Origin of the sequence: Mycobacterium sp. E2462 (genome assembly GCF_001672685.1) — a bacterium.
Classification (GTDB): Bacteria; Actinomycetota; Actinomycetes; order Mycobacteriales; family Mycobacteriaceae; genus Mycobacterium.
Genome location: NZ_LZKC01000384.1, coordinates 1 through 21,684, shown reverse-complemented (window position 1 = coordinate 21,684; position 21,684 = coordinate 1). Strand labels below are relative to the sequence as shown.

Below are 21,684 nucleotides of genomic sequence, written 5' to 3'. Positions count from 1 at the left end.
TTGCGCTAATCCTTCCCATCCGAGGTGCGGCGGTGGTTTATTAGCACGAGGACGACTAGACGACTTCGTCACTCGAGGAGTGGGCCGTGTCAACTGCCAAGACGACCACCGAACCGACCTCCACGATGGTCCCCAACCTGCCGCCCGGTTTCGACTTCACCGACCCGGACGTCCACGCCGTGCGCCTGCCCATCGAGGAACTGGCCGAGCTGCGCCGCACCGCACCGATCTGGTGGAACGAGCAGCCCCTCGGCTGCGGCGGCTTCGACGACGGCGGCTTCTGGGTGGTGTCCAAGCACAAGGACGTCAAAGAGATCTCGTTGCGCAGCGACGTTTTCTCGAGCCTGCAGAACACCGCCCTGCCGCGCTATAAGGAGGGCACCGTGCGCGAGCAGCGCGACACGGGCAAGTTCGTGCTGCTCAATATGGACGCCCCGCAGCACACGCGGTTGCGCAAGATCATCTCCCGGGGCTTCACGCCGCGCGCCGTCGAGCGCTTGCGCGACGATCTCCGCGAACGCGCACGGCGCATCGTCGAGACGGCGGCCGCCGCGGGCAGCGGCGACTTCGTCGAGCAGGTCTCCTGCGAACTGCCCCTGCAGGCCATCGCCGGGCTGCTCGGCGTGCCGCAGGAGGACCGCATGAAGCTGTTCCACTGGTCCAACGAGATGGTCGGCGACCAGGATCCGGAGTTCGCCCGCAACGACGCCATGGGCGCCTCGGTGGAGTTGATCACCTACGCCATGCAGATGGCCGCCGACCGGGCCCAGAACCCGGGCGAGGACATCGTCACGAAGCTGATCGAGGCCGACGTCGACGGCCACAAGCTCTCCGACGACGAGTTCGGTTTCTTCGTGATCCTGCTGGCGGTGGCCGGTAACGAGACCACCCGCAACTCCATCACCCAGGGCATGATGGCCTTCACGGATTTCCCCGATCAGTGGGACCTGTACAAGCGCGAACGCCCGGTCACCACGGCCGACGAAATCGTCCGCTGGGCCACCCCGGTCACGTCGTTCCAGCGCACCGCCCTCGAGGATTACGAGCTGTCCGGCGTGCAGATCAAGAAGGGCCAGCGGGTCGTCATGGTCTACCGCTCGGCCAACTTCGACGAGGACGTGTTCGACGACCCTTTCACGTTCAACATCCTGCGCAACCCCAACCCGCACGTCGGCTTCGGCGGCACCGGGGCGCACTACTGCATCGGGGCGAACCTGGCGCGGATGACCATCGACCTGATGTTCAACGCCATCGCCGACGTCATGCCGGGACTGGAGTCGATCGGCCAGCCGCAACGGCTGCGGTCCGGCTGGCTCAACGGGATCAAGCACTGGCAGGTCGACTATCACAGCGATCAGGCGGCGAAATGCCCTGTGGCGCATTAGGCTACGGCCATGCCGTCACATAGAGCGATCCACGTCAAGTCCGCGGGCGCGCCGTTGGAGCTCGCCGAAGCCGAGACCAAGTCACCCGAGCGCGGTGAGGTGCGCATCAAGGTCGGCGCCTGCGGCATCTGCGGCACCGACGCCCATTTCGTGGCCGGCAGCTTCCCCGGGATGTCCTGGCCGCTGACCCCCGGCCACGAAATCGCGGGCACCATCGCCGAAGTGGGCGCGGGCGTCGAGGAATTCGCGGTCGGCGACCGCGTGGCCGTCGGGTGGTTCGGCGGCAACTGCAACCACTGCGAGCAGTGCCGCAAGGGCCTGTTCATCCATTGCCTCAACGGCAAGGTGCCCAGCTGGCACTATCCAGGCGGGTACGCGCAATCCGCGACCGTGCCGGCGACCGCGCTCGCCCGCATCCCCGCCGAGCTGTCCGACGCCGAGGCCGCGCCGATGGGCTGCGCGGGCGTCACCACCTACAACGCGCTGCGCCACACGAAAGCCCTGCCCGGCGACCGGGTCGCCATCCTCGGGGTCGGCGGCCTGGGACACCTCGGGTTGCAGTTCTCCCGGGCGATGGGATTCGAGACCATCGCCATCAACCGGGGCACCGCCAAGAAGGCGGACGCGCTCAAGCTCGGCGCGCACCACTACATCGACGCCAGCGACGGTGACGTCGCCGAGTCGTTGAAGGACCTCGGTGGGGTCGCGGTGGTGCTGGGCACCGCCGGGGCGTCGCAGGCGATGGCCGCGACCGTCGGCGGCCTGCAACCCCTGGGTGAGCTCGTCACGATCGGCGTCACCCCCGAGCCGCTGCCGATCAGCCCGGCGCAACTGATCACGCCCGGCATCAGCGTCGTCGGCCATCCGTCGGGCACCGCCAAAGAGGTCGAGGACACGATGAACTTCGCGGTGCTGTCCGGGGTGCGCGCCTGGGTCGAGGAGCTGCCGCTGGACCGGGCGGCCGAAGGCTACGCGGCGCTGGAAGAGGGCCGAGCGCGCTACCGCACCGTCTTGACCATGTGACACAGTCGGTCGGTGACCGACATGTGGACCATTGGGCCGTCCGATGGGGAGCTGACGCTGCGCACCGCAGTGGCGGGCAGGGCCGCGCGGATGGGCCACCGGCTCACCATCGCGATGCGGCGCTGGCGGGCGACCGTGACCTGGCGCGGTGACGAACCGGTGGCCGCCGAGTTGGCCGTCGAGGTCGAGTCGTTCGACGTGTTACGCGGCGACGGCGGCGTCAAGGGGCTCTCGGGGCCGGAAAAGGTGTTGGTGCGAGCCAACGCGATGAAGTCGATCGAAGCGAGTCGGTTCCCGGACATCCGCTTCGTCGCCGGCGCCGTCGAGCGAACCGCGGACGGGTACCGGCTCGTTGGCGAGCTGACGATTCACGGCCGATCGCATCAGCACGTAATCGAGCTGCGCACAGAGGATTTGGGTGATTCCTGGCGGATGTCGGCGAACACCACCGTCCGCCAGACCGACTACGGCATCAAGCCCTACTCGCTGTTGATGGGCTCGGTTCAGGTCGCCGACGACGTGTCGATCGCCTTCACCGCGGTTCACGCCAAGGTCGATTGAGCTTCACCGGCCGGTCCCGGCCGCGCGTGTACTCTCGATTCCGGTAGGTAATTGCTTGAGCTAAGTATCTAGTTATTCGTCCGGAAGGGCCGATATGCCACGCACAGACAACGATTCGTGGGACCTTGCCACCAGCGTCGGGGCGACCGCCACCATGGTGGCCGCCGCCCGCGCCGTCGCCGCGAAGGGCGACAACGCGCTCATCGACGACCCCTTCGCCGAGCCGCTGGTGCGCGCCGTCGGGGTCGAGTTCTTCGACCGGTGGGTCAGTGGGGAGATCACCGCCGCCGACGTCGACGCGCCCGACGACGCGTGGGGCTTGCAGCGCATGGCCGACCTGATGAGCGCCCGCACCCGGTACTTCGACGCGTTCTTCGCCGACGCGACCGCGACCGGGATCCGCCAGGCCGTCATCTTGGCGTCGGGCCTCGACGCGCGGCCATACCGACTCCAATGGCCGCCGGCGACAACCGTTTTCGAGATCGACCAGCCACTGGTTATCGAATTCAAGACCACCACTTTGGAAGGTCTCGGCGCGCGACCGACCGCCGAGCTACGCCCGGTCGCGATCGATCTGCGACAGGATTGGCCGGCCGCGCTGCGGGCGGCGGGATTCGACGCCGACCGGTCGAGCGCGTGGATCGCCGAGGGTCTGCTGGCCTTTTTGCCCCCGGATGCCCAGGATCGGTTGTTGGACAACATCACGGCGCTCAGCGCACCCGGAAGTCGTTTGGCCGCAGAGATTTTCGCCACTCCCCCGGACGTGGACGGCAAGCGCGGGCCGGACCTGTTGCAAACGGCCAGTGAGCGGTGGCGTCCCCACGGGTTCGACATTGAGTTGTCCGATTTGCGCTACGACGTCGATCGCAACGATGTGGCGACCTATCTCGACGCACACGGCTGGCAGAGCCGCTCCACCACCCTCAACGAGCTGCTGGCCGCCAACGGTCTCCCGGAGATCCCGCAGACGCCCGAGAACGAGGCGTTCGTCCAGAATTACTACTGCACGGCCGTCCGGGGCGGCTAGCCCCGCGACGGCGCGGGCGCAGCCTCAGGGCTGCGGGTCGGTCGCGGGTTCGCCGGCGTCGCCGGGAATGTGCTCGAGCACCCTCGTCAGGTAGGGCTGCCGGGCGCCGGGCTCTCCCCGCTGCTCGCTCGGCGCCACCCGCTGCTCCTCGGGCGCGTTGGCCTCCGCGGCCGGTTCGCTCGCCGGTTCGGGGGCCTGCGGCGTAGCCGCGGGGGCGGCGGGCGGCGCGACCACCGCAGGCGCGGCGGCCTCGGCGATCTGCGGTGTCGGCGGGTGCGGCGCGTGCTTGGCCGCGCTCGGGGCGCTGGCCGGGGCGAGCTGGATGCCGACCGCCAGCGACAGCGACGACACGAAGGTCACCGCACCCGCGGCCAGGGCCGTCACCGCTCCCGCGTAGGGCAACCGCCGCGGGCGGGCCGGCGCGGCGGCCGGCGGCCGGGTGACCGCCACCAACTGCTCGTCGGTGAACTCCGTGCTGCGCGCGGCGCACAACGCCGCGCCCCTGGCGATGGTCACCTGCGCCATCGTCTGCACGAAAACCGGTACGGGCAAGGTCTTTTCGAGATGCCAGGAGAAGCCGTCCACGTCGGTGTGCGGGCCGACGATCACCACGCCGCCCGGGCGCCACCCGTCGCGCTCGAACATGCCGGTCAACCAGCGGCTCAGGCCGTCGAAACCGCCGCGCACCTGCTTGGTCACGGTGCGGGTCTGTTCGTCGTGGGTGTCCACCATGACGACCGTCGTCGCGTCATGCTCGACGATGCACACCGCCGTCTGTTCATAGCCGATCACCGGGGCGATGGCCTGCGCCAGCGTTTCGATCGACTCCAGCAGCCGGACCGGCACCACGTTGTCGAACCCCGCGTCGGTCAGCGCCTCCAGCACCAGCGCGGCCTGGGCCGCCGCGTCGTCGCTCCACGTCACGCCGACGACGCGCAGGCGGCGCTCGTTCGCGGCGGCCGTCGTGTCAACCTGCAGAACCTGGTCCACCACCTGCTCCGCGGTACCCACGGCGCGGACGCCGCGACCGGCGCACAGCTCGACCTCCTGGTGATCCAGGATCGTGCCGTCCGCGCCGTGTCCCTCAGCGAGCACCCACCCAACGGCGGCCGGCGTCACTGACAGTCCAAGTACCGTGTCCAAAATCTGTGCCCCAATCGGTCCCGCGTCGCCGGCGCCCTCCACCGCGCGCACCAAGAATCCGCTGGTGCGGTGATTCGTGAGAGGCCGGAACAGACCCGGGATAGCGCGGTCTCCATCGGCTTGCTCCGAGAGAGCCTACGCGGTCGACGCAAATCCAGCTGCGCCGGTTCGCCGTCGGCCCGAAATGCCTGATGAGAGGCGTGCCACGCGCTCGACCCAGCCGCGACGCGGGCCAAAACGCTTGTCGGAAATCCGTTTCGAACCGCACGACGGCGCGAAACCGGCGGGTGCGGTGGCCACCATGAGTTTGCCGTGACGTCACTTCGGCGGTGGTGTTGGAGCGTCCCGGGACCCCGTCGCCACTATCCGGTGGGCCCGACCGCGAGGGCCGTCGCGCGGACGTCGGCAACCGGCGGGATAGCCGGGTCGGTGGCCCGCGCGGGCGGCGGGCCTGCCTGGCGTTATCGGGGGCGGCGCCGGCGGCCGACGGGGCCCCGCAATCGCCGCCGTGGGCGGTCCGCGCGGCGAAATCCGAGGTGGGAAACCGATGCCGAACCGAGACACCCCCGCGTCCCGATCGACATATGACGGACGAACACGGTAAATTTCCTGCTGAGATCACGATCACATCGACAAGGGGCACGTATGACAGATCTGAGCGAGAAGGTCCGGGCCTGGGGGCGCCGGCTTTTAGTCGGTGCGGCAGCTGCCGTCACTCTCCCCGGCCTGATCGGTCTTGCCGGTGGCGCGGCGACCGCGAACGCGTTTTCGCGGCCGGGCCTGCCCGTCGAGTACCTGCAAGTGCCCTCCGCGGGCATGGGCCGCAACATCAAGGTGCAGTTCCAGAGCGGTGGTAGCGGCTCCCCCGCGGTCTACCTGCTCGACGGGTTGCGGGCGCAGGACGACTACAACGGCTGGGACATCAACACCCCCGCGTTCGAGTGGTACTACAAGTCCGGCCTGTCGATCGTGATGCCGGTGGGCGGGCAGTCCAGCTTCTACGCCGACTGGTACCAGCCGGCGTGCGGCAAGGCCGGCTGCTCCACCTACAAGTGGGAGACCTTCCTCACCAGCGAGCTGCCGCAGTACCTGCAGTCGAACAAGAGCGTGAAGCCGAACGGCAGCGCCGCGGTCGGTATCTCCATGTCCGGCTCGTCGGCGATGATCCTGTCGGTGTATCACCCCCAGCAGTTCATCTACGCCGGGTCCCTGTCCGCCCTACTGGACCCGTCCGCGGGCATGGGGCCGTCGCTGATCGGCTTGGCGATGGGCGACGCCGGCGGTTACAAGGCCGAGGCCATGTGGGGGCCGTCCAGCGACCCGGCCTGGCAGCGCAACGACCCCACCCAGCAGATCGGCGCGCTGGTCGGCAACAACACCCGCCTCTGGGTGTACTGCGGTAACGGCACGCCCTCCGAGCTCGGTGGCGCGAACATGCCCGCGGAGTTCCTGGAGAACTTCGTGCGCAGCAGCAACTTGAAGTTCCAGGACGCCTACAACGCCGCCGGCGGCCACAACGCGGTGTTCAACTTCAACGCCAACGGAACTCACAGCTGGGAGTACTGGGGTGCGCAGCTCAACGCCATGAAGCCCGACTTGCAGGGTGTGCTGGGCGCCTCGCCCGGCGGCGGCGGATAACCTCCGCGTTCTGCATCCGCCTTCGCCACTGCGCCCGACGGCCACGTCGGGCGCAGTGGTGTATCTGGGCCCGGTGCACTGCCTGTCAGGGCGCGGGGGCCACGTCCTGGGTGACGTCGACCCACGCGGCCGCGTCACCGCGGTGGTCGTTCACGTTCCGGCACTGACCGTAGATCCGTGCGACGCCCGAGGCCGGGTCGTCGTCTTGCCGGTAGACGACCGCGGTGACGCCGTCGCGGGTGAGCGTCCTGGCGAAGGGGTGATTGTTGGGCGGTAGGCCCTCCCGCCAGCCACGGTCCGCCAGGGTCGCCGCCAATCCGGCGAAGTAGAGATCGCCCCGAGCCCGGGGCGGCAACGCGAAGGTCACGTAGACGGCGCCCTGGTACGGCGGGTCCTGCTGGTTCTTGCACGACATGAGCGAGTAGCCCGCCGACACGGTGTGCAGCTGGGCGACGCCGACGATCTGCCGCGCCGAGGCCACCGCCTGGGCCTTCGACCCGCTGTCGTCGAGCGGATCGCCGGGATGGTCCAGAGCGTCGGACGGCGTCGCGTGCAGCCGGTTGACCGCGAGGAAGCCACCGCCCAAGACCAGCGAGGTCGTGAGCGCGGCGGCGGCCAGCGCGCGAATCTGGTTGAGCTGCAACCGCTGTCGATGGCCGTGCGTCGCGTCCGGCCGGTCCGGGTCTGGCGTCGTCGGCGTCACACCAACCTAGGCTAATCCGGTCGGCGGGCTTGCCGGTCCGTCGAAAAGCCGCCAAGCGGCCAGGAACCCGCCAGAATCGTGCGCATGCGCAGCCGGCATCCGATTGTCATAACGCCTCCGAGGCGCCGCCGGGATGCGGTCGTCGGCTCGCTGGGCGTCGTGGCGGTGGCCGTGGCCGCGGTCTTGGCCGTCGGATCCGCGCGCGCCGGCAGCGCGAGCCCGCTGACCGAGCTGGTGGACGCCGCCGCGCAGCGCCTGCAGGTCGCCGAGCCGGTCGCCGCGTTCAAATGGAACACGCACGGCGCGGTGGAGGATCCCGCCCGGGTCCAGCAGCAGCTCGCCGAGTTGGGCGACGCGGCCGCCGCCGACCACCTCGACCGCGACTACGTCACGCGGATCTTCGGTGACCAGATCGAGGCGACGGAGGCCATCGAGTACCGGCGGTTCGCCGACTGGAAGCTGAACCCGGCCGCCGCACCGGCCGCGTCCCCCGACCTGTCGTCCTCCCGCGCGACGATCGATGGGTTCAACCGGACGATGCTGAGCCAGATCGCGGACCACTGGGACGAGCTGCACTCGGCGGCCTGCGCCGCGCAGCTCGACGCCGCCACGGCCGACGTCACGCGGGCCCACCGGCTCGACGGCCTCTACCAACAGGCGTTGGCGTTAGCCACTCACGCATATTGCCAGCGATAATTTAATTTTTCCTCACCGATTTCTAACCCTCCGATTTTCGCCGTCATTAAGCGATCTGCGCAGATAGACGGCCAATCTCGCGCCATTTCCAATTAGGTAACGCTTCGGCCACGGCCGCCGAAATCCCTGGCATGAGAAAACTCTGCAAGCCTCTCGTCAAGTCCTTGGTGATCGGCGGGTTCGTTGCAGCGTCCATGGCGTCGACGTCCGGTCCGGCCGGCGCCGCGCCCACCCCCAACTGGGATGCGGTCGCCCAGTGCGAGTCCGGCGGCAACTGGCACGCCAACACCGGCAACGGCGAATACGGTGGACTGCAATTCAAACCCGACACCTGGTATCGGTATGGCGGTGTCGGCAACCCGGCGGCCGCCTCGCGAGAGCAGCAAATCGCCGTCGCCGACCGGGTTTTCGCCGACCAAGGGGTGGAAGCGTGGCCCAAGTGCGGCGCCCAGTCGGGCCTGCCGATCGGCTGGTACTCGCATCCCGCCCAGGGCATCAAGGAAATCATCAACGGCCTGATCCAGGCGGCCGTCCCGCACTGATCAAACCCGGCAATGAGCTATGACCACGCATGAAGCTGTGTTTGGATCAGCCCATGGAAGGTTCGGCGACCGTGCACATGGCCGCGCCCGCGGACAAGATCTGGGAGCTGATCGCCGATGTGCGCAACGTCGGGCGGTTCTCCCCCGAAGTGTTCGAAGCCGAATGGCTGGGCGGCGCCACCGGGCCCGCCCTTGGCGCCACCTTCCGCGGTCACGTCCGCCGCAACGAAAAGGGGCCGGTCTATTGGACGACGTGCAAGGTCACCGCGTGCGAACCCGGCCGGGAATTCGGCTTCGCCGTCCTACTCGGTGACCGACCGATCAACAACTGGCACTATCGGCTGACGCCCGGTGACGGCGGCACCGACGTCACGGAGTCGTTCCGGCTGAACCCCGCAGCCTGGCTGGGCCTCTACTGGGTGTTCGGCGGCTTCCTGCGCAAGCGCCGCAACATCCGCGACATGACCAAGACCCTCAACCGCATCAAGACTGCGGTCGAGGCGAACTGAACCCGTCGGCGGCGCATCGTGCAATCGGTCTTCATCACCGGCGCCGGCAGCGGTATGGGCCGCGCCGGGGCTCAGCTGTTCCACGCCAAGGGGTGGCGGGTGGGTGCGGTGGACCGCAACGCCGACGGCCTGTCGGAACTGGCCGGCGAGCTGGGTGACGACCGGCTGTGGACCCGGGCCGTCGACGTCACGGACAAGGCCGCGCTGGACGGCGCCCTGGCCGACTTCTGCGGCGGCAACCCCGGCGGCGGCCTGGACATGATGTGGAACAACGCCGGCATCGGCGAATCGGGCTGGTTCGAAGACGTGCCGTACGAGGCCGCCATGCGCGTCGTCGACGTCAACTTCCGGGCGGTGCTCGCCGGGGCGTACGGCGCACTGCCGTACCTGAAGCGGCGCCCGGGCAGCCTGATGTTCTCGACGTCCTCCTCGTCCGCGACCTACGGCATGCCCCGCATCGCCGTCTACTCCTCGACCAAGCACGCGGTCAAGGGGCTGACCGAGGCGCTCAGCGTCGAGTGGCAGCGGCACGGAGTGCGGGTCGCCGACGTCCTGCCCGGCTTGATCGACACCGCCATCCTCACCACCACGACCAACCACTCCGACGACGCGGCCGCCCGGATGACGGTTGAGGAGCTGCGCGCCGCCGCGCCGAGGCGGGGGATGCTCCGGCTGATGCCCGCGGCCAGCGTCGCCGAGGCGGCATGGCAGGCTTACCAGCACCCGACGCGGTTGCACTGGTACGTGCCGAAAAGCATCCGTCTGGTCGACCTGCTGAAGGGGCTGAGCCCGGAATTCGTGCGCGGCCGAATCGCGCAGTCCTTGCCTAAGCTGATGCCCAACCGCGAGCAGAGAAGGTGAGCTGATGCAACCGCGTTCGCCCTCGATCACTGTCGTCATCCTGGTCGCCGTCGCCGTCCTGGCCGGATGCGGTCAGGCCCAGACGACCGGACTGAAACCGGCCCGCGTCACCATCGCCGGCGCCGCGCACACGACACGGCCGCCCGCCTGCAGCCAGAACCAGTCGTACCGGACCATCGACATCCGCGACCACGACGGCGATGTCGAGGCGGTGGTCCTGCTCAGCGGCTACCGCGCGATGCCGCAGTGGGTCAAGATCCGCAACGTCGACGGGTTCACCGGAAGCTTCTGGCTCGGCGGGGTGGGCGACGCCCACGCGGACGTCACCAACAGCGCGTACACCATCTCCGGCAGCGCCTACGGCATCAACAGCAGCAAGCCGGACAAAGTGGTCACCACCGATTTCAAGATCGTCGCCGAGTGCTGACGCGCAGCGGTTCAGACGTGGGCGCGGCGACCGGCAGTGGGGAGGTCCGGTGAGGGAGCGACTGCACTGGTTGGCGATGCACGGCTTCGTCCGCGGCGCCGCCGCCCTCGGGGCGCGCCGGGGCGACATGCAGGCCAGACTCATCGCCGACCCCAGCGTTTCCGCCAACCCGGTGCCGTTCTACGAGGAGCTCCGCGCCCGCGGCACCCTGGTGAAGGGCCGGGTGGCCTATCTGACCGGGGACCACGCGCTGGCTCACGAGCTGCTGCGGTCGGACGACTTTCGGGTCGTCCTCTTCGGGTCCAATCTCCCGACGCCGCTGCGGCGGCTGGAACGGCTGAGCCGCGACAGCCTCATTCACCCGCTGCGGGCGCCGTCGCTGCTGGCCGTCGAACCACCCGACCACACCCGCTACCGCAAGACCGTGTCGGCGGTGTTCACGCCGCGCGCGGTGGCCGCGCTGCGTGACCGCGTCGAGCAGACGGCCGCGGAGCTGCTGGATCGGTTGGCCGCCGAGTCGGGGGTCGTCGACATCGTGGGGCGCTACTGTTCCCAGCTTCCCGTCGCGATCATCAGCGACATCCTCGGCGTGCCCGAACGGGACCGGCGGCGCGTACTGGAGTTCGGGGAGTTGGCCGCGCCGAGCCTGGACATCGGCCTGCCGTGGTGGCAATACCGCAGCGTGCAGCGCGGCATCGCCGGCTTCAACGCGTGGCTCACCGAGCACCTGCAACGGCTGCGGCGCGAACCCGGCGACAACCTGATGAGCCAATTGATTCAAGCCGCCGAAAGTGGTTCAGCAGACACGCATTTGAGCGAACGGGAGCTTGAAGCCGTCGCCGGCCTGGTGTTAGCCGCCGGCTTCGAGACCACCGTCAACCTGCTCGGCAACGGCATTCGGATGCTGCTGGACGCGCCCGCCCACCTGAACACCTTGCGGGCCCGGCCCGACCTGTGGCCCAACGCCGTCGAAGAGATCCTGCGGCTGGACTCGCCGGTGCAGCTGACCGCGCGGGTCGCCCGAACCGACGTCGAGGTCGCGGGCCGCCAGCTCGAACGCGGCAACCTGGTGGTGGTGTACCTGGCCGCCGCCAACCGGGACCCGGCCGTCTTCCCCGATCCGCACCGCTTCGACATCGAAAGACCCAACGCCGGAAAACATCTCGCCTTCTCCGGCGGCCGGCACTTCTGCCTGGGAGCGGCCCTGGCGCGCGCCGAGGGCGAAGTCGGGCTGCGGACCTTCTTCGAGCGCTTCCCCGACGTGCGCTCTGCGGGCGCGGGAAGCCGGCGCCAGACGCGGGTCCTGCGGGGCTGGTCGACGCTGCCGGTGACCCTGGGGCCGGCGCGGTCCATGGCCGCGGTCGACCGGTAGCGCGGCGGCGTCGCCGCGGCGGTTGACAGCGCCGCCGGGACGGAGTTAATTGAGCCGTTATGGCAGAGGCTTCCATGATTGCGGTGGACGACGTCGTACTCGGGCTGTGGCAGGCGCTGTCCCGGCGGGACTGGGACGCGGTGCAGGGCTTCCTGGCCGACGAGTGCCTGTACGTCGACATGCCCGTGCCCGCGCTGTCGGCGCGCGGCCCCGAGGACATCGTCAAGCGCCTGAAGATGGGTCTCGAGCCGCTGGCGGCCTACGAGAACCACGATGGCGTGTTGGTCTCCAATGGCGACGACGTCCTCTACGAGCACTCCGAGACGTGGACCTTCGCCACCGGCGAGCGAGGCGTGCTCCGGTTCGTCACCGTCCACAAGGTCGTGGACGGGAAAGTGACTGTCTGGAAAGACTATTGGGACTTCAACAGTCTGGTGGCGTTCGCGCCCCCGAACCACTTCGAGAACCTCGCGAACGCCGACACCAGTTGGGTGTTCGACGCCTCGGCGTTGGTGTGACGAGCGGCTAGGCCGCCGGCGGCGCCTGGTTGATCTCCGCGGTCGTGTCGGAGCGCTGCACGTAGGCCGCGTCGCGCACCGCGGCGTCCGACTCGAGCGCCGCGCCCAGGGCGCCCCCGATCATCGCTAAAGAGCATGTGAGCCAAGCTAACTCGAGATAATCGCGCAGCGACGCCGGGTGGCCCACCGCGTCCCGGAACACCCGCGGCACCACGAACCAGAAGGCCGCTATCAGCGCCAGCACAAACAGGGCGGCGTAGAGGACCGTCACCCCGATGACGACGGTGACCGCGGTGGCGATGTTGAACAACAGGACCTGCTTGCGCGAGCCGGCGGTGACGACAGGTTCCCAAAGTTGCGCCCCCACAATCAGTGTCCCGGCGGTTGCGCCGATCGACAACACTCCCGTCCCCGTGAGACGAATCCAGTCGAAGGCGTCGGAGAGCCGCCAGATGTCCGAGGTCACCAGGGCTAGGACACCCACCGCCACCGCGCCGGTCAACGCGCGGGACAGCCGCAGGGACAACCGCCACGGCTGGTTGGCCGCCACCATGCCGCCCAACAGCACCAGGTTGCCTGTCAGGACCCGGGCGGTGTAGGCGAAGGACCCCTCGGCCGGGTCGGTGCCCAGCTCCCGCACCCGTTCCACCCACAACCGGCGGGCGGGCCGACGTGCGTCGCCGACCGGGACGCGCTGCTGGTCCAGTCCGATCAACCGCTCGAGCAGCCGCAGGATCATCTCTCGAAGCCGCAGGCGCGCGCCCAGGGCGCCGAGCGCGGGCACCGACACGATCGCCACGTTGCGCACCGGATTCGCGTGCGCCATCACGGGCCGCCGGTGCACGTGTAACGGCAGATCGGTCAGGCACACCGCGACGTCCCAGCCGCGGTCGAGCAGCATCCTGCGGGCCGCCTCCACGATCGCCGCGTCGCTGGCCGGGGGCGCCACCAGGCGGTCCTCGACCAGCTCGATGCACCATTGGGCCCCGGACAGTCGCCGCTCGAGCTCCGCACTCAACCCGTTTTCGGCGAGTTCGGAGGCCAGACTGAACGCCGGGCCCGGCGCGCCGATGAGGCCCAACACAATTCGCGGCCCGGGCGCGGGGCGGGTCGGTTCCGTCGCAGTCACCATGCCTTCATTCTGACGTGCGTCGGCATCCGGACACGTCGACCGGTGCCGCGCGGGAGCGCCGGCATGGCCACCCCTCGTCGGCCATGCCGGCGGTTCCCCGGCGCGTCACAGGTACTGCTGGACGCCTCCGTGTCCGTGGCAGGTGCCGCCGGAATGCGGATGCTCGCTGAACGACCAACTGCCGTCGGCACATTTGGCCGTCGCGTTCGGCGGTTGCGGACCACCCTGCTGCGGGTAGGGGACGCAGTCCCCGGACGCGGCGGTGTAGCAACCGCCACCCGGTGACGCAGGCACCGGCGAAGCCACACCGATGGCGACGGAGGCGAGGGCCGCGGCAAGAACGGCGGCGCGGGGCAACATCGGGTCGAACCTCCGGTAGTACGACTAAAGTGTGGTGACGCTGCCCGATTCGTCGATGGCAGCGTATGCGCCGCCAAGATTGCTCACACCGCGTTTGCGGAAAATTCCGTTACGGCTAAGGGATTTCCATCGCGGCAAGACCCCGGTGGCGGGTTCCGCCCCGATCCAGCACCGGCATAAGGACTTTCGCGGGATACGCGGGGCCCTCACTCCCCCAGCCCGTGCAGCACCCGCAGCCGCACCGGGTCACGCTTGCCCTTGACCCCCACCCAGCCGTGCATGGTCACCCGCGCGGCCGCCCCCAGCGCCGCCGCGGTGTTGGGCCCGATCACGACCTGCCCGGGCTCGGCCAGGCTTTCCAGCCGGGCGGCCAAATTGATGGTGTCGCCGATGGCGGTGAAGTTGCGGATCTGTGGCGCACCGACATTGCCCACCAGGGCCGGTCCAGTATTGACCCCGACCCGGAATCGCGGCCACTCGGGGCGCCCGGCGGCCGCGGTCTCGACGACGCTGTGCAGCGCGAGCGCGGCGCCCGCCGCCCGCCGGACGTGATCGCGTTGGCGCACCGGCGCGTTCCAGATCGCCACCACCGCGTCACCGGCGAACGGAAGGACCGTGCCGCCGGCGTCGAGGATGACCGGGACGACCGCGCCGTAGTAGGCGTTGAGCATGCCGACCACCCGGTCGGGTGGAGTGACCTCGGTGAAGGCGGTGAATCCGTGCAAGTCGGCGGTCAGGACCGACACCTCGGTGGTGGCGCCGCCCAGGCCGGCCTGATCGGGGTCGGCGAGCAACGCGGTGGCCACCGCCGGCGACATGTAACTGCGGAACAACCCGTCGAGATGGCGGTACAGGCGCGCGTTCTCGAGCGCCATCGACGATTGGGTGGCGAACGATCGCAACAGCGCGACGTCGGCCTCGGAAAACTCCCCGTCCGGGCGGTGCGCCCAGATCATCCCGGCGACCTGGCCCTTCACCTCGAGGGGCAGTTCCACCGTCTGGTCGCGCGTCTCGGGGCCCAGCGCGTCGCAACAGCACTCGAGCACGCCGGAGTGCATCAGGCTCATCTGGAACCGGTCGCCGGGGAACGCGTCGGCCAGCGCGGCCATCACCCGGGCGAGGAGGTCCTCTTCCTCCTGGATGACGCTGGATTCCTGGCCCAGCGTGATCAGCCGGCCGAGCCTGCGGACGCGCTCCCGCTCGGCGCCCAGCGCCTCGGCGCCGCGTTTGAGGACGGCGACCTGCTGCTCGGACAGCTCGAACCGGTCGGCGAGCGCCGCCGCGGCCAGGCCAGGCGCCACCTGCTCGCCGCGCTCGCGGCGCTGCAGGATGTCGACCATCGCCTCCAGGGCCGCGGCGTAGTCGTGGCGCAGCTCGGCCACCGTCTGCCGCGTGGCCAGCCCGTCGAAGAGGCCCCGCACCGATCCCTCCTTGCGGAACTGCACCCGCGCGCTGTAGGCGATGAAGCAGAACGCCATCGTCATCAGCAGGTGCCACAGCCACCACGACGCGTGCCAGCTCATCCCGAGCGCCAGCGCCACCGAGGCCTCCGCCAGCAACACGAACGCGGTCAGCACAGACATCACGACCACCGCGGGGCGGCGCCGATAGATCGGGAAATAGGCGAGCGCCGCCACCGTGAACAGCACGCCGCCGGTGAGCGCCGCGATCTGCTCGCCGTGTTCCACCGCGTCCTGGTCGGGCAGCCGGTCCAGCACGCGCAGCCCGATCACCAATGCGGTGAGCCCGATGAGCGCCGCGACCACTGTCGAGACGGTCCGGCGCCAGGCCCACAGCCGGGCGCTGCGCGCCGGGGTGAACGTCATCGAGGAGGCCAGCGCCGCCAGCCCGGCCAGCACCAAACCCAACCGGGTGGCCAGCATGAAATTGGTGTCGGAGGTGTCCACCAGGACGCCGGGCGTGTAGAGGGCGTGCACGCCGAAGAACCCGGCCGTGGTCATGAACACCAGCGACACCAGCCATAGGCGGGCGTCGTCGCGGGCGCGGGATTCGCGGGCGATCATCGCGCCCAAGACCACGCTCACCGAGGAGGCGGACAGAACGAGCGCGAAGTGCGCCAGCCGGTTGTCCCATTCCAGGTCGACCCTCGGCACGTCCAAGAGCAGCCACAACGCCAGCATGGGCAGCGTCATGTGCATCAGCCAGTTCGCGGTGCGCACCCGCGACCCGCGGCGCGGAGGCGCGCTGGTGGTCGTCATCCCTAGGGCAACCGCGCACGCGGCCGTCGTCATCCCGGTTCGGCCGAACCGCCCGGACATCTCCTGACCGCGCGGCGGGATCAGAGGCGGTAGAGGCGGCGGGCGTTGCCGTGGGCGATGAGGTCGGCCACCCGGATCGCGTCGCCCACGCTCCAGTCGCCCCGGTCCACGAACTCCCCCAGCACGCGCCGCATGCCCCGGCGCCACAACGCGGCGCCGAGGTAGTGCAGCTCCGCCGGGCCGAAGCCGTCCGAGGAGTACAGGATCTTGCCGAACGGGGCCATTTCGAGCAGCCGGGCAAGGAATGCCGGCGCGCGCGCACCCAGGTGGGTCACGGTCAGCCCGCAGTCGAGGTAAACGTTGTTGAACGCCTGCGCCAGATACCCGGCCTCCCGTTCGTAGGGGTAGCAGTGCAGCAGCACGATCGGGGTGTCGGCCGACTGGCGCAGGAAGTCCAGTAGCAGCAACGGATTGGCTTGGTGCAGGTCGCAGTCGCGGTCGCCGAACCCGACGTGGAACTGCAACGGCTTGCCCAGCCGCAGCGCCCGATGCAGCCCGAACCGCAGCAGCACCCGCTCCTGTAGCCGGGTGCCGCCGTCGTCGCGCCACCGGCTCGCGGCCGCGGCCACCTGGCTCGGGGACGGTTCGCTCAGGTCGCCGGCGAAACCGCCCCGGTAGGCCAGGATCGATTTGGTGCCCACGGCGGTGGCGCAACGCCGGTGCAGGATGTCCTCGAACGCCGCCGCGTAGTCGCCGGGCGCGCGCGCCGCCTGCTCGGCGACCTCCTCGAGCCGGACGATCTCGTGGGCGCGCTCCCCCGACGTCGCGGCCATCTCGGCGACGCCGGCGATGTCCGCGGGGATTCCGGTGTCCACCAGCCAGTCGCTGACCTGCGCGGCGGGCAGGAACAGCCGGGCCAGTTCGTCCTCGCGCAGCGCGCTGCGGCGGTCCCAGTACGCGTCGGGTTCCACGTGCTCGGGCAGCCCTAGCACCGGGGCGCAATGCGCGCGCACCGCGAACCCCAGTTGGGAGTCGAACCCGGACGCCGCGAGCGGGGCGGTGTTCGCCTCGTTCAGCGCGTTCTCGAAGCGTGCCCGGTCGCCGGCCGTGCGCCAGCAGCCGTGCACGTGCTGATCGATCAGCCGCACGTCGTCGAGGTGCCGGGCCAGGGCGGCAGCATCGGGCATCGCGGCTCACACGCTCCAGGCCATGCGGAAGGTGTTCACCAGGTCCTCCGGCGCGAGGTCGCCGTAGCGTTCGTGCTCAAGGCGCCGCACCGCCACCACCATGTCCACCGCGGCGTCACCGAGCAGGCTGCGGACCAGCGCCGAACGGTCGAGCGCGGCGATCGCCTCGGGCTGCGACGCCGCCAGCCCGACGATGCCGCCCTGCCGCCGCTCGGCCTCGGACAGCCGCGCCGGATCGACCGTCACCTCCGGCGGCAACGGGGCCTGGCGCCGGATCCCATCGAGGGCCAGGCCCAGGATGACGGCGGAAGCCAGGTAGGGGTTCGCCGACGGGTCCACCACTTTCACCTCGACGTTCGCGCCGTGCGGGTTGGCCGGGCCGGCGGCGATGAACCGCGCCGCCGCCTCGCGATTCTCGGTGCCCCAGCACGCGTACGCGCCGGCCCAGTTACCGGGACGCAGCCGCAGGCCGGACACGATCGACCCGCACAGCACGCCCTGCGCCTGGGTCAGACCGCTCACGACGCCGGCCAGCGCGCTTTCCCCGGCGGGCCGCATTCCGCGCGCCCCGGTGCCGCCCGAGAACACCGGTCCGCCCCGGGTGTGTAGCGAAAAGTGTTGATGCGCGCCCGATCCCACGCCGCCGGCGAACGGCACCGGCGAGAAGCTCGCCCGCAGGCCGTGCCGCCGGGCGGCGCGGCCGACGAGCAGCCGGGTCAACACCATCTGATCGGCCGCCGCCACCGGGGATTGCGGCGGCAGCGATAGCTCGAATTGGTTGGCCCCGTACTCGGGGTGCAGTTGCTCGATCCCGACGCCCGCCGCTTCCGCGTGCGTGATGACGTCGCGCACGAAGGCTTCGTGCTCGAGGACGCCGGCGAGGCCGTATTGCGCCCACAACGTCGACGGCAGCCGGGCCCCGTCGGGGGCGACCAACACGAATTCCACCTCGTGGCCCACCGCCGCGGTGACACCGGCCGCGGCCAGCGCGGCCTCGACGCGGCGCAGGGTGCCGCGGGCGCACGCGGGCACGGTCGCGCCGTCCTGCTCGAAGAAGCCCGCGGGCGCCCAGGCCAGGCCGCGGTCGACGATGCGCAACGCCGCGGGGTCGATGCGTAGGCGCTGGTCCCCCACGACGCCGACCTCGCCGGTGAAGGCGATGCCGACCTGGTCGATGGCGAAGGCGTGCCACGAGGGGCTGGCGCCCAGCCCGGGGTCGGCGAACGCGCCGGCGCGCCGCCCCGAAACCGTCTTGGCCAGGATGAGGCCGGCGGGGTTGACCACGGTGCCGACGACGGTGTCGATGTCACCGTCCGGGAGGTGCCACGCTGCGCCGCCCGCGGCCGGTGTGGCCGTCACCGAGGTCCCGCCGCGCGCGCTGCCATGCAAGCATTGTGCCGGGCCGCGGGCTTCAGTTCTGCCGGGTGACCAACTCGGTGACGAAACGATCGAGGAAGCCCTCAAGGGGCGCTCCGCCGGCGGGGCGGATCACGAACTTCGTCAGTCCGGCCTCGATGTAGGCGTCGAGCTGGCGGTGTAGCCGGTCCCAGCCCGCGGCGATCAGCTCGCCCGGGTCGACGTCCGGGCGCCGGCGGCGCGCCGCGGCGGCCAGCTCCGCGGGTACCTCGCCCTCCACGACGGCCAACGAGATGCCGAAATGGTCGGGTTCGACCCGCCGGCCGGCGTCCGCGGCCGCGTGTTCGATGGCTTCGCGCCCGGCCCGGGCCTCGGCCGGCGTCAGGAAGCTGCCCAGCCAGCCGTCACCGAACTCCCCGATGCGCCGAAACGCCGCCGGCGCCGAGCCGCCCAGCCAGATGTCCAGCGGCGGTGTCGGTTTCGGCGCGACGGCGGCGCCGGTGACGGTGAAGTACTTGCCGGCGTAGTCGGCCGCATCCTGAGTCAACGCGGCGCGCAGCACCCGTAGCGATTCGTCGAACACGGCCGCGCGCTGCCCGTCGGGCACCACGAACACCTCGCGCTCGGCCGGGATCGCCGAGCGCAGCCCGAACACCGGCAGCACCCGCTTGGGCGCGAGCGCCGCGAGGGACGCCAGCTGCTTGGCTACCAGCACCGGGTGTCGCCCGGGAAGCACGGCGACGGACGTGCCGACCTTCAAGCGGCTGGTGCGCGCCAACGCGTAGGCCATGCCGATCATCGGGTCGACCGCCGGGGAGTACACCAGCTCGGAGAACCAGATCGAGTCGACACCGTTGCTTTCGAGATGGTCGACGATGCCCGCCAACCGGTCCGGCGCCGTGTCCGCGCCAAGGCCGACGCCGAAGCGGATCTTCACCGGCGTGTTCTTTCGTTCACCGCTAACGCAACGCCCCGCCGCCTGATTTTGTGCCCAGCGCGGCAAGAATTCGACGGCTACGCGCGGCTGGGGATGGTCAGCTTGCAGGCCTGTCCCAGGTCGAGCGTCCGCAGCACCCTGCCCATGCCCACCCAGAGCGCGCAGGACAGGGCCAGGTCGGCAAGCAATTCGTCGGAGAAGTGTTGCGCGCAGCGGCTCCAGAAGTCCTCGTCGTCGCGCAGCGCCGTGTGCTCCGTCGCGAACCGATCCGCGAATTCGGCGGCCAACCGCTCCTGGTCACTGAAGCCGGGCCAGGTGCGCCAGTCCAGCGCGTGGTCGTACAACTCCTCGTCGACGCCCTGGGCGGGGCCGTCGGCGTCGCGGGTGTTGACGCAGACGACACACTCGTTGCGGTGGGCGATCACCGTGCGCGCGATTTCGCGGGTCCGCAGCGGCAGCCGGCTCTTGGAGTACACCGCCTCGCTGAATCCGGCGAGCGCCCCGCCGAGATCGGGAGACTTCACAAACCATCCGGCGAGGTCATCGTCAGCGAAGGTTCCGATTCGGCTCATGGCGTGATGGTACGCCCGCGCCGGACGCCGGCATACAGCTGTCAGCGCAGCGGACGCGGCGCCGGTGTCCGGATGGTCGTGGTGGGCTGCTCTTCGTGCCAATCGCGTTGCGCCACAAGGCGTCCTGCGACGCGCTCCAACGCGGCCTCCACCTGCCGGCGATCCGGGCGGCCCTCGAATCCGGGCGAGCGCGCGAGCTTGTCGACGAGCCAGGCCACCAGCAACGCGTGCACGTAGGCGACCTGTTGCGCCCCGGCAGGCGTCAGCCACATCAGCTCGCCGTCGCGGCGCACGTAGCCGGTGGTGACCAGGCGCGTGAAGGTCGGCTCGAGCACCTCGAACGGAATGCGCGCGTAGTCGGCCATGTCGGTGATCTTGGCCGTCCCGTACAACTGGGAGTACCGGTTGACGCGCAACACCCCCCACAACCCGGCGACGTCGAGTTGGCAATCGGGGCGCATGGCGATGCTGCGCAGCCGCATCCCCGTCTCGCCGCGCAGCATCCGGGCGATCGCGGTTTCCAGCATCTGGTCCGGCGTCTCGCTGGTCGGCATGCCGAACGCGTCGCCGAGATCGACTGTGCTGTCGTGCAAGTCGCGCAGCGGCACTTCGCGCAGAAACAACGCCAACACGAAGCCCACCAGGGCGACCGGCGCCGCCCACAAGAACACCTGGGTGAGCGACTCGGCGTAGGCGGCGACGATGGGCGCGGCCACGTTATGCGGCTGCCGGTGCAAGGCTTCCGGGGACGCGACGGCGCTGGGCGGCGCGCCGCTGGCCGCCAGAGCCGCCCCCATTCGGTGGTTCAGGAAGTTGACGAACAGCGAACCGAAAATTGCCGCGCCGAACGAACTTCCGATCGTCCTGAAGAAGGTGACGCCGGAGGTGGCGACGCCCAGGTCCTCGAAGTTCGCCGTGTTCTGCACGATCAAGACCAGCACCTGCATGGACAGGCCGATGCCGGCGCCGAGCACGACCAGATACAGCGACTGCACCACCGTCGGGGTGGACGGCTGCATCCGCGACATCAACACAAACGCCAACGCCATCAGCGCGGTTCCGGCTACGGGGAACACCTTGTAACGACCCGTGCGCCCGACGATGGTGCCGCTGCCGGTCGAGGTGAACAGCATGCCGACCACCATCGGCAGCGTGCGCAGACCGGAGGTGGTCGCCGAGACGCCGTTGACGTACTGCATGTAGGTCGGCAGGAACGTCATGGCGCCCAGCATGGCGAACCCGACGACGAAGGAGAGCACGCAGCACACCGTGAACACCGGGCTGGCGAACAACCGGATCGGCAGGATCGGCTCGGCGGCGCGGCGGGGCTGACGCTGGCCACCAGCTGGGGCGGCACCCTGTACGCGTGGGGATCGCCGACCATCGTCGGGTTGTTCGTCGGGGCCGCCGTGGCGCTGGGCGTGTTCGTCGTCGTGGAGCGCCGCGCCGCCGAGCCGATCCTGCCGATCCGGTTGTTCGCCAGCCCGGTGTTCACGGTGTGCTGCGTGCTCTCCTT

Annotated in this window: 21 protein-coding genes and 2 pseudogenes; 13 read left to right on the top strand and 10 right to left on the bottom strand. The window is 70.0% G+C overall.

Features of this window, described 5'->3' with window-relative positions; translation table 11 throughout:
• Positions 1-125: 125 nt before the first annotated feature.
• The 4 genes from A5714_RS20050 to A5714_RS20035 all read left to right on the top strand — a co-directional run bounded on the left by A5714_RS20050 (position 126) and on the right by A5714_RS20035 (position 3,996).
• Complete coding sequence (locus tag A5714_RS20050) at positions 126-1,385, top strand: cytochrome P450 (protein ID WP_068288177.1); 1,260 nt, start codon at positions 126-128, stop codon at positions 1,383-1,385.
• Positions 1,386-1,394: 9 nt separating this feature from the next.
• Positions 1,395-2,408, top strand: coding sequence for an alcohol dehydrogenase catalytic domain-containing protein (locus A5714_RS20045; RefSeq protein WP_068073722.1), 1,014 nt, complete (start codon positions 1,395-1,397; stop codon positions 2,406-2,408).
• A 21-nt stretch (positions 2,409-2,429) separates the two neighbouring features.
• Positions 2,430-2,969 (top strand): YceI family protein, encoded by a 540-nt coding sequence (locus A5714_RS20040; RefSeq protein WP_068288174.1) that lies wholly within the window; start codon positions 2,430-2,432, stop codon positions 2,967-2,969.
• A gap of 94 nt (positions 2,970-3,063) precedes the next feature.
• Positions 3,064-3,996: an SAM-dependent methyltransferase gene (locus A5714_RS20035; RefSeq protein WP_068288140.1), complete on the top strand. Its 933-nt coding sequence runs from the start codon at positions 3,064-3,066 to the stop codon at positions 3,994-3,996.
• 24 nt (positions 3,997-4,020) lie between these two features.
• Here A5714_RS20035 and A5714_RS20030 read toward each other — a convergent pair whose 3' ends face one another.
• Positions 4,021-5,139 (bottom strand): hypothetical protein, encoded by a 1,119-nt coding sequence (locus A5714_RS20030; protein ID WP_068288137.1) that lies wholly within the window; start codon positions 5,137-5,139, stop codon positions 4,021-4,023.
• 645 nt (positions 5,140-5,784) lie between these two features.
• On the opposite strand from A5714_RS20030, the gene ag85B reads away from it, so the two are divergent.
• Complete coding sequence (gene ag85B, locus A5714_RS20025; protein ID WP_068288134.1) at positions 5,785-6,777, top strand: diacylglycerol acyltransferase/mycolyltransferase Ag85B; 993 nt, start codon at positions 5,785-5,787, stop codon at positions 6,775-6,777.
• A gap of 85 nt (positions 6,778-6,862) precedes the next feature.
• Here ag85B and A5714_RS20020 read toward each other — a convergent pair whose 3' ends face one another.
• Positions 6,863-7,480, bottom strand: coding sequence for a hypothetical protein (locus tag A5714_RS20020; protein ID WP_197513822.1), 618 nt, complete (start codon positions 7,478-7,480; stop codon positions 6,863-6,865).
• Between the two features lie 84 nt (positions 7,481-7,564).
• Here A5714_RS20020 and A5714_RS20015 point away from each other — a divergent pair, with 84 nt between their 5' ends.
• The 7 genes from A5714_RS20015 (at position 7,565) to A5714_RS19985 (ending at position 12,405) form a co-directional block, all read left to right on the top strand.
• Entirely contained in the window at positions 7,565-8,176 is a 612-nt protein-coding gene (locus A5714_RS20015) for a chorismate mutase (RefSeq protein WP_082959867.1), read from the top strand.
• Between the two features lie 131 nt (positions 8,177-8,307).
• Positions 8,308-8,718, top strand: coding sequence for a resuscitation-promoting factor RpfC (gene rpfC, locus A5714_RS20010; protein WP_068073726.1), 411 nt, complete (start codon positions 8,308-8,310; stop codon positions 8,716-8,718).
• A gap of 35 nt (positions 8,719-8,753) precedes the next feature.
• Positions 8,754-9,227 (top strand): SRPBCC family protein, encoded by a 474-nt coding sequence (locus A5714_RS20005; protein WP_156671106.1) that lies wholly within the window; start codon positions 8,754-8,756, stop codon positions 9,225-9,227.
• A gap of 18 nt (positions 9,228-9,245) precedes the next feature.
• Positions 9,246-10,088 carry an SDR family oxidoreductase gene (locus tag A5714_RS20000; protein WP_068288131.1) on the top strand — a complete coding sequence of 281 codons (843 nt, stop codon included), beginning with the start codon at positions 9,246-9,248 and terminating at the stop codon, positions 10,086-10,088.
• A gap of 4 nt (positions 10,089-10,092) precedes the next feature.
• Positions 10,093-10,515, top strand: coding sequence for a lipoprotein LpqH (locus A5714_RS19995; protein ID WP_068073728.1), 423 nt, complete (start codon positions 10,093-10,095; stop codon positions 10,513-10,515).
• Between the two features lie 49 nt (positions 10,516-10,564).
• Positions 10,565-11,887, top strand: coding sequence for a cytochrome P450 (locus tag A5714_RS19990; protein ID WP_068288128.1), 1,323 nt, complete (start codon positions 10,565-10,567; stop codon positions 11,885-11,887).
• Positions 11,888-11,961: 74 nt separating this feature from the next.
• Complete coding sequence (locus A5714_RS19985) at positions 11,962-12,405, top strand: nuclear transport factor 2 family protein (RefSeq protein ID WP_068288165.1); 444 nt, start codon at positions 11,962-11,964, stop codon at positions 12,403-12,405.
• Between the two features lie 7 nt (positions 12,406-12,412).
• On the opposite strand, the gene A5714_RS19980 is transcribed toward A5714_RS19985, so the two are convergent.
• The 8 genes and pseudogenes from A5714_RS19980 to A5714_RS19945 all read right to left on the bottom strand — a co-directional run.
• A complete protein-coding gene (locus A5714_RS19980) occupies positions 12,413-13,537 on the bottom strand; it encodes a hypothetical protein (RefSeq protein ID WP_068288125.1) in 1,125 nt (374 codons plus the stop codon).
• Between the two features lie 105 nt (positions 13,538-13,642).
• On the bottom strand, positions 13,643-13,897 hold the full coding sequence (locus A5714_RS19975) for a DUF3761 domain-containing protein (protein WP_068288121.1): 255 nt from the start codon (positions 13,895-13,897) through the stop codon (positions 13,643-13,645).
• A 206-nt stretch (positions 13,898-14,103) separates the two neighbouring features.
• Entirely contained in the window at positions 14,104-16,116 is a 2,013-nt protein-coding gene (locus tag A5714_RS19970; protein WP_068288118.1) for an adenylate/guanylate cyclase domain-containing protein, read from the bottom strand.
• Positions 16,117-16,196: 80 nt separating this feature from the next.
• Positions 16,197-17,303, bottom strand: coding sequence for an amidohydrolase family protein (locus A5714_RS19965; protein ID WP_068288115.1), 1,107 nt, complete (start codon positions 17,301-17,303; stop codon positions 16,197-16,199).
• Positions 17,304-17,309: 6 nt separating this feature from the next.
• Positions 17,310-18,662: a glutamine synthetase family protein gene (locus A5714_RS19960; RefSeq protein ID WP_068288162.1), complete on the bottom strand. Its 1,353-nt coding sequence runs from the start codon at positions 18,660-18,662 to the stop codon at positions 17,310-17,312.
• A gap of 52 nt (positions 18,663-18,714) precedes the next feature.
• Positions 18,715-19,596 (bottom strand): TIGR03854 family LLM class F420-dependent oxidoreductase, encoded by an 882-nt coding sequence (locus tag A5714_RS19955; protein ID WP_068288112.1) that lies wholly within the window; start codon positions 19,594-19,596, stop codon positions 18,715-18,717.
• A 77-nt stretch (positions 19,597-19,673) separates the two neighbouring features.
• Positions 19,674-20,168: a carboxymuconolactone decarboxylase family protein gene (locus A5714_RS19950; protein WP_068073740.1), complete on the bottom strand. Its 495-nt coding sequence runs from the start codon at positions 20,166-20,168 to the stop codon at positions 19,674-19,676.
• 41 nt (positions 20,169-20,209) lie between these two features.
• Positions 20,210-21,493, bottom strand: a pseudogene (locus A5714_RS19945) (MFS transporter); the annotation flags it as partial.
• A 3-nt stretch (positions 21,494-21,496) separates the two neighbouring features.
• On the opposite strand from A5714_RS19945, the pseudogene A5714_RS25575 reads away from it, so the two are divergent.
• Positions 21,497-21,684 (top strand): annotated as a pseudogene (locus A5714_RS25575) (hypothetical protein); the annotation flags it as partial.